Here is a 14,219-nt window from a genome sequence, read left to right on the forward strand (position 1 = left end):
CCTACCTTATAAAGTTTAGGTCACAGGGGCAGGGTTAAAGACTGCAAGTGAATTATGAATTCCCCAGTGATCTGACCAAGTTTTCTTTTCACCGCTTGCAACTTGTAAAATGAGTTCAAATAATTCCCAACCCACTTGTTCAATGCTGCGTTTACCAATCGCGATATCACCCGCGCTAATATCAATCAGGTCATACCAACGGTTGGCAATGGTGTTACGGCTCGCCATTTTAATGACAGGAACTGCGGCTAAACCGTAAGGTGTGCCACGACCTGTGGTAAAGACTTGTACAGTAATACCAGACGCCATTTGTTGTGTACCACAAATAAAGTCGCTAGATGGCGTTGCAGCAAAAATCAGCCCTTTCTTGGTTGGTTTTTGCCCCGGTGCCAAGACTTCAACAATTGCGGAACTGCCAGACTTGGCAATCGAGCCCATGGCTTTTTCCACAATATTGTTTAAACCACCTTTTTTGTTGCCTGGGGTGGTATTGGCACTGCGGTCTACTTTACCTGCGGCGAGGTAGTCATCATACCATTGCATTTCACGAATGAGGTCTTTTGCAACTTGCTCATTTTCAGCACGAGGCGTCAGTAAATGAATGCCGTCACGTACTTCAGTTACTTCTGAGAACATCACTGTACCGCCGCAACGGACAATGAGGTCAGAAGCAAAGCCTACAGCAGGGTTAGAGGTCACACCTGAAAAGGCATCACTGCCACCACATTGCATGCCCACCACCAAATGTGATGCAGACACTTCTTCACGTTGACGTTGATTGAGTTTTTCTAAATGGTGTTCAGCCACCGCCAAAATGTGGTCAACCATACTCTGAAAGCCATTATGACGTTCATCTTGCAGCTGAATAATATCTTGATCTTCAACAGGAATGCGTTTGTTTTCAGCAGGAATATTCAGCAAGCGTTCAGGTTGCATTTTTTCGCAGCCTAAGCTGACCACCATCACTTCGCCACCAAAGTTTGGATTCAGCGCTAAGTTATGAATGGTACGAATCGGCACAATCGCAGCAGGTGCATCAATCGCGACACCACAGCCATACAGGTGATTGAGTCCGACAATACCATCAACATTTGGGTATTTATGCAGTAATTCACGCTCTACGATTTTCACCACATGATCGACAATCCCTTCAACGCAGTTCACGCTGGTGGTAATTGCCAATAAGTTTTTGGTTCCAACAGAGCCATCTTTGTTTTTATAACCTTTAAAAGTGTAACCAGTGAGCGGTTCAAGTACTGGTGCAGGACGAGTTGCGAGTTCTAAAGAGTCTAAGGTCGGTGCTTCAGGCATCAGTGTAACGGCTTCATTGACCCATGAGCCTGCGTTTAACGCTTTATTTGCATATCCAATAATTTCACCGTAGCGCACAATTGGATCATTTTCTTTCAATGTTGTTAATAAGACTTTATGCCCTTGAGGGACAGCTTCAACCAAAGTGATGTCTTGTGCTTCAACATAAGTTCCTTGTGCAAGACCACCATCGTTCACCACGATCGCGACGTTGTCTTGCGGATTAATTTTGATGAGTAGTGGTCTTTGTTGCATGATCGTTCCTTGTATTTAGTGGCAAACAGAGCTAGCTAGAAGATAGCCAGCTCTGGTAAAGCATGAAGCGGATGAATTAAGGTGCAGTGGTTTTTAGTTGGAAGCGTTCGATTTTGCCAACCATGAATAGATAACACAGCAGTGCAATCACGGCATGGATACCCACAAAGACTAAAGCATTATTGAATGAACCTGTTGAACTAATGATGTAGCCAATCACGATTGGAATCACGATACCCGCAGTATTACCAAAGGTATTGAATAGACCGCCCGATAGACCAATCATTTCTTTTGGTGCGACATCTGACATCACCGCCCAACCTAAAGAACCAAATCCTTTGCCGAAGAAAGCCAATGACATAAAGAAGATGATGGCAGTATGCGATTCCACATAGTTGCAAATCACAATACTGGTCGATAAGAACAGACCCAAAATAATTGGCAGCTTACGTGCGAAAGTCACTGAGTGATTCATTTTGATGAGACGATCTGAAACCAAACCACCTAAAATGCCGCCAATAAAACCACAGAGTGCAGGTGCAACCGCAGCGAAACCAGCCTGCAAAATAGTCATATGACGTTCTTTTACAAGGTAGACAGGGAACCAAGTTAAGAAGAAATAGGTTAAGCAGTTAATACAATACTGCGCGATGAAAATCCCCAGTAACATACGCGAAGAAAGAAGCTGTTTAATATCGGCAAAAGAGGTCTTTTTCTTTTGCTGAGTATTATTTTTATCTTCCCCCATAAGGACTAAACCACCACCTTGTTTGATGTAGTCAAGTTCTGAAGGGTTGATACTTGGGTGATTCACTGGGCTATAAATTACTTTTAACCAAATAAACGATACAACAATACCAAGACCACCCATAATCCAGAAAATAGATTGCCAGTGCACTTGAGCAACCAGCCAACCCATAAATGGTGCAAAGATCACGGTTGCAAAATACTGTGCAGAGTTAAAAATGGCTGCTGCTGTACCGCGTTCTTTGGTGGGGAACCATGCCGCCACAATTTGGCTATTGCCTGGAAAAGCAGGGCTTTCAGATAAGCCAACAAGGAAACGCAATAAAAACAGGACACTAATAACAGCGCCAGTACTGCCGAAAATATCCGAAAAACCAATTAAAATCGTGAAGAACGACCATAAAAAAATACTGGCAAAATAAACTTTTCGCGCACCGTATTTATCGAGTAGCCAGCCTCCAGGAATTTGACCAATCACATAGGCCCATGCGAATGCAGAAAAAATATAGCCCATGGTCACAGAGTCAATTCCCAACTCTTGTGTCATTGGTGAAGCAGCCATAGAAAGGGTGGCACGATCACCGTAGTTTAATGAGGTGACAATAAAGATCATCGCTAAAATTAAGTAGCGGGTCTTGGTATGTTTGGCCGTTGCAACTGTAGCGGCGCTTTGCGTTTGTAAGTTTTCCATACACAAACTCTTCTATCCGTAACCTAATTTGTGCGCAATCAAATTAGAGTGACTTCATGTCTATTTAACGAAATAGGTATTTTTTCATCATGAGTAAATACCTATTTCTTCCAAAATGCTCAAAGCAGTCTTTAAAGATGTATGACATCTTATGATTATTTCTGAATTGTTTGCAATTTGTTTTTTTGAAGTCTTAGCGAATTTTTATTTAAAATATTGAATATTAAAGGTTTAAATAATTTAAGAGATATGATGACTAGCTCATTTTCCTAAGGGCGACTTATTTATACGCATAAAACATCATATTTTATTCTTTTTAAAAGCGGAACTAAATCAGCAATTAGTTGAAAAAGTATAGGATTTTCTGCCTATTATTTAACTCTCGAGCAATTTTTTGGGCTTTTTGAGAAAAAAGATTGGATATTGAAAATTTATGTTATAAGATGTCAGACAACTTATAGATAACTATGGAGAGTTACAATGGAAGCAGTTGAGTTAAAGAGCATTATTTCTGATGGTTTACTTTCTTTTCCAGTAACTGACTTTGATCAGAATGGTGATTTTAATAAAGCGACTTATCAAAAGCGCTTAGAATGGTTAGCGCCATATGGTGCAAGTGCACTCTTTGCTGCGGGTGGTACAGGTGAGTTTTTCTCATTAACGGGTAACGAATACTCTGAAGTGATTAAGACTGCAGTTGATACCTGTAAAGGTAGCGTGCCAATTATTGCGGGTGCAGGTGGTCCAACACGTCAAGCGATTGCACAAGCTCAAGAAGCAGAACGTCTAGGTGCTCAAGGTATTCTTTTAATGCCACACTATTTAACGGAAGCGAGCCAAGAAGGTTTGATCGAACACGTTAAACAAGTATGTAACTCTGTAGACTTCGGTGTCATTTTCTATAACCGTAGTGTATCTCTTCTGACTCTTGATTCATTACAACAGCTAACCGCTGCTTGCCCGAACTTGATCGGCTTTAAAGATAGCTCTGGTCAAATCGACATGATGACAGGCATTACGCAAACTGTAGGTGACCGTTTATCTTACTTAGGTGGTTTACCAACTGCAGAAGTATTTGCAGCACCATACAAAGCACTCGGCTGCCCAGTCTATTCATCTGCAGTGTTTAACTTCATTCCAAAAACTGCCATGGAGTTCTACCACGCAATTCGTGCCAATGATACAGCAACGACTGATCGTTTAATCAAGGATTTCTTCTTGCCGTTAATCCAAATCCGTGACCGTAAAGCGGGTTATGGCGTAAGTATGATTAAAGCGGGTGCGAAGATTGTCGGTTATGATGCGGGTCCTGTTCGTCCACCATTAAGTGACTTAACGCCAAAAGACTTCGAAGATTTGGCTGCATTAATTGCAACTTTAGGTCCGCAATAAGTTTAGAAATTTAGGCATTGGAGTTTATTCATGGCATTGAATATAGGTAAGCAATTTATCAAGGGTCAGCGTGTAGCAGTACATGCACCTGCACTTGAAAGTATTAATGCAACAGACTATCAACCTACGGGCTACCTTTTTAGTCAAGCGAGTATTGAAGAAGTTGATGCTGCAGCTCAAGCCGCAGAAGCCGCTTTTGTGTTGTACAGCCAAACTTCGCAAGAACAACGTGCAGGTTTCTTAGATGAAATTGCCGTTGAAATTGAAGCTTTAGGTGCATCGCTACAAGAGGTTGCTTCTTTAGAAACGGGTCTCCCTTTGGCGCGTTTGCAAGGTGAAACAGGGCGTATTACAGGTCAGTTGCGTTTATTTGCTCAGTTGTTACGTCGTGGTGATTTTTATGCTGCACGTATTGATCCTGCATTGCCAGATCGTAAGCCGATGCCTCGTGTTGACCTACGTCAGTATAAAGTTGGTTTAGGTCCTGTTGCCGTGTTTGGTGCGAGTAATTTTCCACTGGCATTTTCAACCGCGGGTGGCGACACCGTTGCTGCTTTGGCAGCAGGCTGTTCGGTGGTATTTAAAGCACACTCAGGGCATATGGCAACGGCTGAATTGGTGGCTGAAGCCATTGAAAAAGCCGTCGTAAAATGTGGCATGCCCGCTGGTACTTTCAATATGATCTTTGGTGGACGTATTGGTGCAGATTTAGTGGCACACCCATTGATTCAAGCTGTGGGTTTTACTGGCTCTCTTGAAGGCGGGATGGCACTGTACAATATTGCGCAAAACCGTCCACAACCCATTCCTGTATTTGCAGAAATGTCGAGTGTGAATCCATTGGTGGTGATGCCGCAAGCGTTGGCAGTTCGTGGTGCGCAAATCGCACAAGATACCGTGGCTTCATTTAATATGGGTTGTGGTCAGTTCTGTACCAAACCAGGTCTGATTTTAGGCGTGAAAAGTCCTGAATTTGATCGTTTTGTTGAAGGTTTGGTTTCTCATACCGAGCAAGCCGCTCCACAAGTGATGTTAAATCCAGGGACGTTGAAAAGCTATCAACAGGGTGTGGCTGCACTCAATGCAGAGACAGGTTTTGAGCAGATTGCTCAGGGTCAAGCAGCGACGCTGGTTTCTCAAGCATCGGCGTATTTGTTCCAAGCCGACCAAAGCCTCTTGTTGTCGGGTAATGCCAAGCTACAACATGAAGTGTTTGGTCCAATGTCGATTGTTGTTGCAGTAGACGACGAAGCAACCTTATTACAAGGTCTTGAACAATTGGCAGGTCAATTGACTGCAACCATTATTGGTGAAGATGCTGAATTGGCGACGGCACAAGCATTATTAACACTGTTCACGCGTAAAGCAGGTCGTGTGTTGTTTAACGGCTTCCCGACAGGGGTAGAAGTGTCTGATGCGATGGTGCATGGCGGTCCATTCCCTGCAACAAGTGATGCGCGTGGTACATCGGTAGGTACGGGTGCAATTGAACGCTTTATGCGTCCAGTGTGTTATCAAAACACACCACAAGTATTATTGCCAGCAGCGCTTAAAGATGAAAATCCATTACAAATTAATCGTTTGATTAATGGTGAATTGACTAAAGCAGCACTTTAATTCAATGGATTAAACCAAAGCCACGCTATGATTGATCATGGCGTGGCTTTATTTAGGACAGTATTCTATGGAAAGTTTTAATTGCAGTAATGCCAAAGCGCTGTTGTCCATGATTATGGATAAAGCAGTCGCGGGTGATCCCGTCGAAATTACCCGTAAAGGCCGAGAGTCTGCGGTCATGATCAGCAAGGCTTCCTATGAGGCTTATAAAAAAGCAGAATTTGAGGCGAAATTTCCAAAACAGGCCGAATCTTACTGAAGGCTTTGGGCTTCAAAATATAGTGCCCGAGCATGTCAGGCGTGTATTTCCTTTTTTGAATAAACAGTGTTAGTTTGAATGACAGGATCAGACTGATATGATGTATCCTCACTCCCGATAACAACTGAAGTCCAAACAACTTACTATAGGACTATTGGGTCGGGTTATAGTAAACTAAGTCTCTAATTTTCCAATATTTGGTGAGTCTCTTTCATTATGTCTAGTGCGATTAAATCTAGATCAACAAAAAAATTAAGCCAAATCATCGTCGCGCAATTGATTAAAAAAATTCAATCAGGAGACTTTACGGTTGGAGAAAAAATTCCGACAGAACTTGAACTGATTGAACAGTTTGAAGTGAGTCGTTCAGTTATTCGAGAGGCTATTACCGAATTACGTTCTCTCGGTTATGTCGAGACCCGTCATGGCATTGGTACTTTTGTCAAAGAACATTCCATCGAACAAAATTTTTTACTTTCAAATGCCAGCTTAGAAACCATCAATGATATTGTGGCCTTACTGGAATTGCGGATTAGTTTGGAGTCAGAGGCAGTATTTCTTGCTTCGGAACGCCGTAAACAAGTGCATATCGATAAAATGAAAGTAGCATTGGATGACTTTGAAAAGCATATTTCATCTGATGTGAATGACGGTACAGTGAAAGCTGATTATGACTTTCATATTGCAATTGCCGAGGCATCTGAAAATCAATATTTTGTTGATTTTCTGAAATACTTAGGTGAAAAAATTATTCCGCGCGCGCGAGTAAAATCCATTGAACACAGCCCTGTGAATCGTGAAGATTATTTAAAAACAGTACACCATGATCATGTCAATATTTTCAATGCGATTGTAGATCAAGATGGACTTTTGGCACGTCAAATGATGCGTGCTCATCTCTCAAAAAGCATTAAAAAGTTTAAGCAATAGTTTTCGGATTTAACGACGATTAAAGTTCTGATATAAAAAAAGCAGCATGACTCAATTTGAGCCTGCTGCTTTTTTATTAATGCAAAGTCTATTGAAGCATGATGTATTTAAACAAGATTTTGGTCTACACCTTGCATATTTTGATTGATATTACTTTGTAAAATGTCAAACAAACGTTGCTGTGCTTCGTCTGTACCCCAAGCAATATGTCCAGTAATCATGACATTGGCATGCTGGCGTTGCAGTTGGAGTAGCGGATGGTCATCGGCAGGCGGTTCCTGATTCAATACATCAGCACCAAAACCTGCAATTTTTTTGCTTTCAATTGCTGCAATCAGGTCGGCATCATGCACTAATCCACCACGTCCGACATTAATTAAAATACTTTTGTCTTTCATGAGATTGAGTACAGCCGCATCAATCATATGTTGAGTTTCAGCATTTAACTCACAGTGTAAAGACAAAATATCTGCTTGTTGTACAGCTTGCTCAAATGGCACATATCCATCACGGCATTGCGCAGCATTTTTACGCTCACTAAAAATGACTTTCATGCCAAACGCTTCGGCTTTTTGTGCAAGTGATAAACCAATTTCACCTTTGCCAATAATGGTCAGTGTTTTATTTTTGAGTTCACCCATTGGAGCAGCTAAAAAGAATGAGCTGTTGCCCGTTGACCAGAGACCTTGTTTCACGCCTTCAACCTGTTGAGGAAAGTTTTTAATTAAATTAATCATTAAGGTGAACGCATGTTCGGCAACGGCATCGCCTGCATAGCCACGGATATTACAGACTTGAACGCCATGTTGTTTGAGCAGAGACAAATTCACGTGATTAAACCCAGTCGAGCAGAGTGCGAGGAACTTTAGATTAGGGTTATTGGCTAAAACTTGTTCGTTAACATTTAAATCACTAATGATAATGACATCTTGATCATGGACTTGTGTTTGAAACTGTTCTTGATCGAGTTGCTGAAATTCACTGTAGTGCACAGGAAAATCGAATTGAAATGCTTGATCAATTAAGACATATTTTTCGGCACAGGTTACTTTGAGAGTCGACATAAGAAAGTATTCAACATAAAATTAGAAGATATAAGACATCATATGTCATCTGAGTGCTGATTTCTATATCACATCATTATACGCAGGGTAGTTGCGCATCGTTCAAGCCATTTCTTGATTTTAAATCGGTGAGTTTCTAGGAAGGAGATGCATCTTATACTGCTCTAATCAAGGCATTCATCAAGAAAAAATACCAAGAAATCGATACGTATTTCTTGGTATTTATCTTCGCTACATGAATGGTCTTAAACATGAAGCTAAACATCAAAAAGCATGAACAACTCAGCTCAAACAAGTCCAGTTTTTAGTTAAGTATTTAAATGCTCTAAGGTTGAAATAAAGTCCGTAAATTTCTCACCTTGAATCACCACATGCGCTTTCAGCAAGGCCTCAGCTTCTTGTTCATGACCTGAAAAAATGGCCTCTAAGATTGCGCTATGCTCTGAAAATGAATGATTCATTCGATGGTTAACGCGGAGTTGTAGGCGACGGTAGGGGTGCAAACGTTTGTGCAAGGTACATGCTTGTTCAATTAAAAAGGCATTATGACTGGCTTGATAAATGGCAAAGTGAAATAAACGGTTGGCCTCATAATAATTTTCTGAGTCGTTCTGATTTAAATAGTCTTGGCATAACTGATGTAAGCGCTGTAATTCTTGCTTTTCTTCAGGTTGAATGCGCCGTGCTGCTAAACGTCCACACATGGCTTCTAATTCAGCCATCACCTCGAACATTTCACAAAGGGTAAGTGAATTAATGGCTGGAATAATTGCACCACGACGTGGGCGAATTTCAACTAAACCTTCAGCGGCCAATAGCTTTAATGCCTCACGAATCGGGGTGCGTGAAGCACCATAGCGGTCGCAAAGCTCTTGTTCATCTAGCTTAGTCCCAGGTAGGAAAAAGCCATAAATAATATCATCCTCTAACTTTTTACTAATTTGAATAGAAAGAGGAAGTTCCGCAATTGAAGTCATACATCACCAAAAATTGTATACAATTTATGTTTATTTGAGTACAAAGCATTGTACACTGGATACAGATAAGCTATAACTATAGCAAATTATAAGTCAGATTATTAGAAGCGCTGCATGATCCAGGGAGGATTCAGCAATGATTATTTACGGAACAGCCATATTGGCAGTCTGCCATTTACTTGGTGTTTATCTAGGCAATGCCCTCGGGATTGCCCTTGGTGTCCAAGCCAATGTAGGTGGTGTGGCCATCGCCATGATTTTATTAATTCTATCGAAGGAACTGTTAGCTAAACGTGGGCACTTACCACAAGTGACTCAATTTGGTGTGTTGTACTGGTCAGGTATGTATATCCCGATTGTGGTTGCCATGTCGGCAGGTCAAAACGTAGTTGCTGCTATGTCGGGCGGGATGTTAGGTCTGATTGTTTCGCTTGCATCTTTGATTGGTACCGTCTTGGTGATTCGTTGGTTGAATAAATCCAGTGGCGATTATGACAGCTATGAATGGGCTGTAGAGCAGACTGAAAAAGCCGCTTAAGGACAAGGGTGTTGTCATAACACGAAATAACAATCAGTTGTACGGTTACAAGGAAGAAACGCAATGGAAGAAATAATTACGGTTTTTACCAAAAATTCCCTCGTCGCGGCGCTCGCAGTGACTGGGTTGATGATGTATGTGTCGCATCTTTTGTCGAAATATCTTACCAAAGGGAAGTTACAAAGCTCAGCCATCGCCATCACTATGGGGCTAGTCTTGGCTTATTTTGCAGGGATTTATACTCAAGGTGAAAAGGGCATTTCAGATATCGCCATTTTCTCAGGTTTTGCTTTACTCGGTGGTGCCATGATTCGTGATTTGGCCATCGCATCAACGGCGTTTGAAGTCGACGTCAAAGAAGTGAAAAAAGCAGGAAAGGTGGGCTTGATCGCGCTTGCACTTGGCTGCGTGATTCCATTTTTGATTGGTGCAATGGTGGCGTGGTTGATGGGCTATAAAGATCCCGTTTCGATGACCACGATTGGCGCAGGTGCGATGACCTATATCGTTGGACCAGTAACAGGTTCAGCCATTGGTGCAAGCTCAGAAGTGATTGCATTATCGATTGCAATTGGTTTGATCAAGGCGGTGTTTTTCATGGTGGGTACGCCGTTGTTCGCAAAATTTATGTATCTCAAAAGTCCACGTTCTGCCATGGTTTTTGGTGGAATGGCGGGAACGACTAGTGGTACAGCAGCAGGTTTGGCGGGAACTGATGTGCGTTTAGTACCCTATGGTGCATTGGTCGCAACCTTCTATACCGGTCTTGGTTGTTTACTTGGACCCTCTGTATTTTTTCTCACAATTAATGCCATCTTCGGCTAAGCACAGCATAAAGGTGACCCCATGAACCAAATGGTTAAGACGCGCTTATGGGATAAGCAGCGCACCCGTAGACAAGAAAAGTTGAATCTTGCCAAAGAAAAAGGCTTTGCAAAACAAGTTGAGCATGCTCGGGTGATTGAACTTTTGGAAACGGTAATTTCCAGTGGTGATCGCGTTTGTTTAGAAGGTAATAACCAAAAGCAGGCCGACTTTTTGTCAAAGAGTTTAAGTCAGTGTAATCCAGAGGTGGTTCATGACTTACATATCGTGCAGTCAGTATTGGCTTTACCCAGTCATATTGATGTCTTTGAAAAAGGCATTGCTTCTAAGGTCGATTTTTCCTTTGCAGGCCCACAAAGTTTACGTCTAGCACAATTGGTTCAGCAGCAAAAAATCAGTATTGGTTCGATCCATACTTACCTCGAGCTGTATGGGCGTTACTTTATCGATCTGACGCCAAATGTCTGCCTGATTACGGCACATGCGGCTGACCGTGAGGGCAACCTTTATACAGGTGCGAATACGGAAGATACGCCCGCGATTATTGAAGCGACAGCATTTAAAAGCGGTATTGTGATTGTGCAGGTTAATGAAATTGTCGATAAGTTACCGCGTGTCGATGTACCTGCGGATTGGGTCGATTTTTATATCGAAAGTCCCAAGCATAACTATATAGAACCGTTGTTTACCCGTGATCCTGCACAAATTACTGAAGTGCAAATTTTAATGGCGATGATGGTCATTAAAGGCATCTATGCGCCTTATCAAATTCAACGTTTAAACCATGGTATTGGTTTTGATACCGCGGCAATTGAATTGTTACTGCCTACCTATGGGGCATCCTTAGGACTAAAGGGACAGATCTGTACCAATTGGGCTTTGAATCCGCACCCGACTTTAATTCCAGCGATTGAAAGTGGATTTGTCGATTCGATCCATAGCTTCGGTTCTGAAGTGGGGATGGAAGACTATATTAAAGAACGTCCAGATGTCTTTTTTACAGGCAGTGACGGCAGCATGCGTTCCAATCGTGCTTTTAGTCAAACTGCGGGTTTATATGCCTGCGATCTCTTCATTGGTTCGACTTTACAGATTGATTTACAAGGCAACAGTTCTACGGCAACTGTAGACCGTATTTCTGGTTTTGGTGGTGCACCGAATATGGGTTCTGATCCGCACGGGCGTCGTCATGCCAGTTATGCCTATACCAAAGCAGGCCGTGAAGCAGTGGATGGCAAACTCATTAAAGGTCGCAAACTGGTGGTGCAAACCGTTGAAACCTATCGTGAGCATATGCATCCCGTTTTTGTCGAAGAACTTGATGCGTGGCAATTGCAAGAAAAAATGGACAGCGAACTGCCACCTATCATGATTTATGGTGAAGATGTCACACACATTGTGACGGAGGAAGGGATTGCCAACCTGTTGTTGTGTCGTACACCAGAAGAACGCGAGCAAGCCATCCGTGGTGTTGCAGGTTATACCCCTGTTGGCATGAAACGCGATACGGCCAAAGTGGATGAGTTACGCAAGCGTGGGATTATTCAACGCCCAGAAGATTTAGGCATTGATCCCACCCAAGTCAGCCGTGATTTGTTGGCAGCAAAATCAGTAAAAGATTTAGTTAAATGGTCAGGTGGTTTATACAACCCGCCAAGCCGTTTCAGAAATTGGTGATCGACATGGAAAAATTAAAATTTGAATTGCAATCAACACCGCTGAGCGCTGAACAAGCGGCTGTTATTTGTGGTGTGGTTGGTTCTGGAAATTTAGAAGTCTTAGTTTCACAGCATGATCAGGCGGATATTTGTCAGATTGAAGTCACGACATCAGCCGTCGGTTTTCAACATGTTTGGCAGTCTGTGCTGAATGAGTTTGCACAACGTCATGCAGTAGCAGGGCTTAAATTTCAGTTAAATGATATGGGTGCAACCCCAGCAGTGGTGAACCTACGCTTAAGCCAAGCAATATCTATGTTTAAGGGAGTATAGAACATGGATCAAGTGATGCTCAAAAACAGTTTTTATGAAAAAACCGCACGTGCGCGTATTCAAGCAGTCGTTGATGCTCAGAGTTTTAATGAAATTTTAAAGCCGACTGAAGTTGAAGTCAGCCCACACCTGTCTGCTTTGGATATTCCGGGTAGTTTTGATGATGGCGTGATTGTTGGTACAGCGCGTGTAAACGGAACACCAGTGCATATCATGGCGCAAGAAGGCCAGTTTATGGGGGGCGCTGTGGGTGAAATCCACGGGGCAAAAATTGTCGGTCTCTTACATAAAGCCATTCAAGATCAAGCGCAAGCGGTACTGTTTTTTGTCGACTCAGGCGGCGTGCGTTTGCATGAAGCCAATGCTGGTCTCATTGCCATTTCCGAAATTATGCGTGCCATGTTGCAAGTACGAAATGCGGGGATTCCCATTATTACCGTGATTGGCGGCACCTGTGGTGCTTTCGGCGGGATGGGCATCAGTGCGTGTTTGAGTAGTGCCATCATCATGACGGAAGAAGGGCGTTTGGCATTGTCTGGGCCAGAAGTGATTGAAACAGTTAAAGGCGTCGAAGAGTTTGACTCGAAAGACCGTGCTTTAGTGTGGCGCGTTACAGGTGGTAAACATCGTTATTTACTGAACCATGTACAGGCTTTGGTTGAGGATGATATTGCAGATATTCGTGATGCGATTTTAACGCAACTAGACGCCAAGGCTGCTTCTTTAGATTTAGAACAATTATTGCAACAGCAGCAACAGCTTGAGCAGCAGTACCAACGCTGGTTTGGTAAAAATGATGGTTTACAGATTTGGCATGACATGGGAATTTCACAGCCAGAAAAAATTCCGATGTTGTCTGCCCATGAAGTTGTGTTGTTAAAGCAAGGATGAGCTCATGAATACAGAATTACTTTTACAACAGTTGTTTCCGCGTCAACTGGATTATCAGATCGAAGGTTATGTGATTAAGGGCAATGCTCAGACGGACGCAGGTCCAGTACGGATTTTGGGTACAGTTAATGCAGCACCTATTAATCAAGACATTGCTATTCAATTATCCTCAGAAATTTTGAATTTGGTACAACAAGGCAATCAAACTCCCGTGGTCTTTATTGTGGATACGCAAGGCCAAGATCTTTCCCGTGCCGATGAGTTACTCTGCTTAAACCGTACCTTCGCGCATTTGGCATCTTGTGTTGATCTATTGCGTAGAAGTGGGCATGCCAACCTCGCGATTATTTTTGGTCAAGCGGTCAGTGGCGGCTTTCTCTCTTATGGCCTAATGGCAAACGAAGTCTATGCACTCAGTGATTCTCAGGTCAAAGTCATGGATCTGAACGCGATGGCACGTGTAACCAAAATTCCTGTAGAAAAACTGAAAGAACTGTCGCAAAGCTCAGCCATCTTTGCACCAGGGGCAGAAAACTTTTACAAAATGGGCACAATCAATGCCATTTGGCCAGATTTGGAGACCGACTGGGTCAGCCAAGCATTGTTAAATCAACAACAACATCTTGAGGTTTATCTGACAGATCAACGCCGTGTGGTGGGGCAGCAGCGTCAAGGGCGTGTGCTATGTAATACCATTATTGAGAAAGTTGTCCACAGTTAAGGAAGCAGAT

At 42.6% G+C, this 14,219-nt stretch carries 14 protein-coding genes; 10 read left to right on the forward strand and 4 right to left on the reverse strand.

Annotated features, from left to right (window positions below; all coding sequences use genetic code 11):
- Positions 1-15 precede the first annotated feature (15 nt).
- Both garD and AXW61_RS16350 read right to left on the reverse strand, forming a co-directional pair.
- Positions 16-1,566 carry a galactarate dehydratase gene (gene garD, locus AXW61_RS16345; RefSeq protein ID WP_062035297.1) on the reverse strand — a complete coding sequence of 517 codons (1,551 nt, stop codon included), beginning with the start codon at positions 1,564-1,566 and terminating at the stop codon, positions 16-18.
- Between the two features lie 76 nt (positions 1,567-1,642).
- Positions 1,643-3,004: an MFS transporter gene (locus tag AXW61_RS16350; RefSeq protein ID WP_062035299.1), complete on the reverse strand. Its 1,362-nt coding sequence runs from the start codon at positions 3,002-3,004 to the stop codon at positions 1,643-1,645.
- 480 nt (positions 3,005-3,484) lie between these two features.
- On the opposite strand from AXW61_RS16350, the gene kdgD reads away from it, so the two are divergent.
- From kdgD to AXW61_RS16370, 4 genes are all read left to right on the forward strand, one after another.
- On the forward strand, positions 3,485-4,396 hold the full coding sequence (gene kdgD / locus AXW61_RS16355; RefSeq protein ID WP_004981518.1) for a 5-dehydro-4-deoxyglucarate dehydratase: 912 nt from the start codon (positions 3,485-3,487) through the stop codon (positions 4,394-4,396).
- A gap of 30 nt (positions 4,397-4,426) precedes the next feature.
- Entirely contained in the window at positions 4,427-6,013 is a 1,587-nt protein-coding gene (locus tag AXW61_RS16360; protein ID WP_062035301.1) for an aldehyde dehydrogenase (NADP(+)), read from the forward strand.
- Positions 6,014-6,080: 67 nt separating this feature from the next.
- Positions 6,081-6,272, forward strand: coding sequence for a type II toxin-antitoxin system prevent-host-death family antitoxin (locus AXW61_RS16365; protein ID WP_062035303.1), 192 nt, complete (start codon positions 6,081-6,083; stop codon positions 6,270-6,272).
- Between the two features lie 216 nt (positions 6,273-6,488).
- Positions 6,489-7,202, forward strand: a complete 714-nt coding sequence (locus tag AXW61_RS16370) for a FadR/GntR family transcriptional regulator (RefSeq protein WP_062035305.1) — start codon at positions 6,489-6,491, stop codon at positions 7,200-7,202.
- Positions 7,203-7,309: 107 nt separating this feature from the next.
- On the opposite strand, the gene AXW61_RS16375 is transcribed toward AXW61_RS16370, so the two are convergent.
- The gene (locus tag AXW61_RS16375; RefSeq protein ID WP_062035307.1) at positions 7,310-8,266 is read right to left on the reverse strand and encodes an NAD(P)-dependent oxidoreductase; all 957 of its coding nucleotides are present in this window, start codon (positions 8,264-8,266) and stop codon (positions 7,310-7,312) included.
- 308 nt (positions 8,267-8,574) lie between these two features.
- Positions 8,575-9,243, reverse strand: a complete 669-nt coding sequence (locus tag AXW61_RS16380) for a GntR family transcriptional regulator (RefSeq protein WP_062035309.1) — start codon at positions 9,241-9,243, stop codon at positions 8,575-8,577.
- A gap of 136 nt (positions 9,244-9,379) precedes the next feature.
- Between AXW61_RS16380 and madL the strand changes: the two genes are divergently transcribed.
- The 6 genes from madL to AXW61_RS16410 all read left to right on the forward strand — a co-directional run bounded on the left by madL (position 9,380) and on the right by AXW61_RS16410 (position 14,209).
- The gene (gene madL / locus AXW61_RS16385) at positions 9,380-9,781 is read left to right on the forward strand and encodes a malonate transporter subunit MadL (RefSeq protein ID WP_062035311.1); all 402 of its coding nucleotides are present in this window, start codon (positions 9,380-9,382) and stop codon (positions 9,779-9,781) included.
- Between the two features lie 63 nt (positions 9,782-9,844).
- Positions 9,845-10,606 carry a malonate transporter subunit MadM gene (madM, locus tag AXW61_RS16390; protein ID WP_062035313.1) on the forward strand — a complete coding sequence of 254 codons (762 nt, stop codon included), beginning with the start codon at positions 9,845-9,847 and terminating at the stop codon, positions 10,604-10,606.
- Between the two features lie 21 nt (positions 10,607-10,627).
- Complete coding sequence (mdcA, locus tag AXW61_RS16395) at positions 10,628-12,283, forward strand: malonate decarboxylase subunit alpha (RefSeq protein ID WP_062035315.1); 1,656 nt, start codon at positions 10,628-10,630, stop codon at positions 12,281-12,283.
- Positions 12,284-12,288: 5 nt separating this feature from the next.
- Positions 12,289-12,597 (forward strand): malonate decarboxylase acyl carrier protein, encoded by a 309-nt coding sequence (gene mdcC / locus AXW61_RS16400; RefSeq protein WP_062035317.1) that lies wholly within the window; start codon positions 12,289-12,291, stop codon positions 12,595-12,597.
- A 3-nt stretch (positions 12,598-12,600) separates the two neighbouring features.
- Positions 12,601-13,488, forward strand: a complete 888-nt coding sequence (locus AXW61_RS16405) for a biotin-independent malonate decarboxylase subunit beta (RefSeq protein WP_062035319.1) — start codon at positions 12,601-12,603, stop codon at positions 13,486-13,488.
- 4 nt (positions 13,489-13,492) lie between these two features.
- Positions 13,493-14,209 carry a biotin-independent malonate decarboxylase subunit gamma gene (locus AXW61_RS16410; RefSeq protein WP_062035321.1) on the forward strand — a complete coding sequence of 239 codons (717 nt, stop codon included), beginning with the start codon at positions 13,493-13,495 and terminating at the stop codon, positions 14,207-14,209.
- Positions 14,210-14,219 lie beyond the last annotated feature (10 nt).

This window comes from Acinetobacter sp. BMW17 (assembly GCF_001592855.1).
In the GTDB taxonomy this organism is placed as follows: domain Bacteria; phylum Pseudomonadota; class Gammaproteobacteria; order Pseudomonadales; family Moraxellaceae; genus Acinetobacter; species Acinetobacter johnsonii.

Coding starts and splice junctions, on each gene's coding strand:
- AXW61_RS16350 (WP_062035299.1), bottom strand. CDS start 3,004: ATGGAAAACTTACAAACGCAAAGCGCCGCTACAGTTGCAACGGCCAAA.
- AXW61_RS16365 (WP_062035303.1), top strand. CDS start 6,081: ATGGAAAGTTTTAATTGCAGTAATGCCAAAGCGCTGTTGTCCATGATT.
- AXW61_RS16360 (WP_062035301.1), top strand. CDS start 4,427: ATGGCATTGAATATAGGTAAGCAATTTATCAAGGGTCAGCGTGTAGCA.
- AXW61_RS16370 (WP_062035305.1), top strand. CDS start 6,489: ATGTCTAGTGCGATTAAATCTAGATCAACAAAAAAATTAAGCCAAATC.
- AXW61_RS16405 (WP_062035319.1), top strand. CDS start 12,601: ATGGATCAAGTGATGCTCAAAAACAGTTTTTATGAAAAAACCGCACGT.
- madM (WP_062035313.1), top strand. CDS start 9,845: ATGGAAGAAATAATTACGGTTTTTACCAAAAATTCCCTCGTCGCGGCG.
- kdgD (WP_004981518.1), top strand. CDS start 3,485: ATGGAAGCAGTTGAGTTAAAGAGCATTATTTCTGATGGTTTACTTTCT.
- garD (WP_062035297.1), bottom strand. CDS start 1,566: ATGCAACAAAGACCACTACTCATCAAAATTAATCCGCAAGACAACGTC.
- AXW61_RS16380 (WP_062035309.1), bottom strand. CDS start 9,243: ATGACTTCAATTGCGGAACTTCCTCTTTCTATTCAAATTAGTAAAAAG.
- madL (WP_062035311.1), top strand. CDS start 9,380: ATGATTATTTACGGAACAGCCATATTGGCAGTCTGCCATTTACTTGGT.
- AXW61_RS16410 (WP_062035321.1), top strand. CDS start 13,493: ATGAATACAGAATTACTTTTACAACAGTTGTTTCCGCGTCAACTGGAT.
- AXW61_RS16375 (WP_062035307.1), bottom strand. CDS start 8,266: ATGTCGACTCTCAAAGTAACCTGTGCCGAAAAATATGTCTTAATTGAT.
- mdcA (WP_062035315.1), top strand. CDS start 10,628: ATGAACCAAATGGTTAAGACGCGCTTATGGGATAAGCAGCGCACCCGT.
- mdcC (WP_062035317.1), top strand. CDS start 12,289: ATGGAAAAATTAAAATTTGAATTGCAATCAACACCGCTGAGCGCTGAA.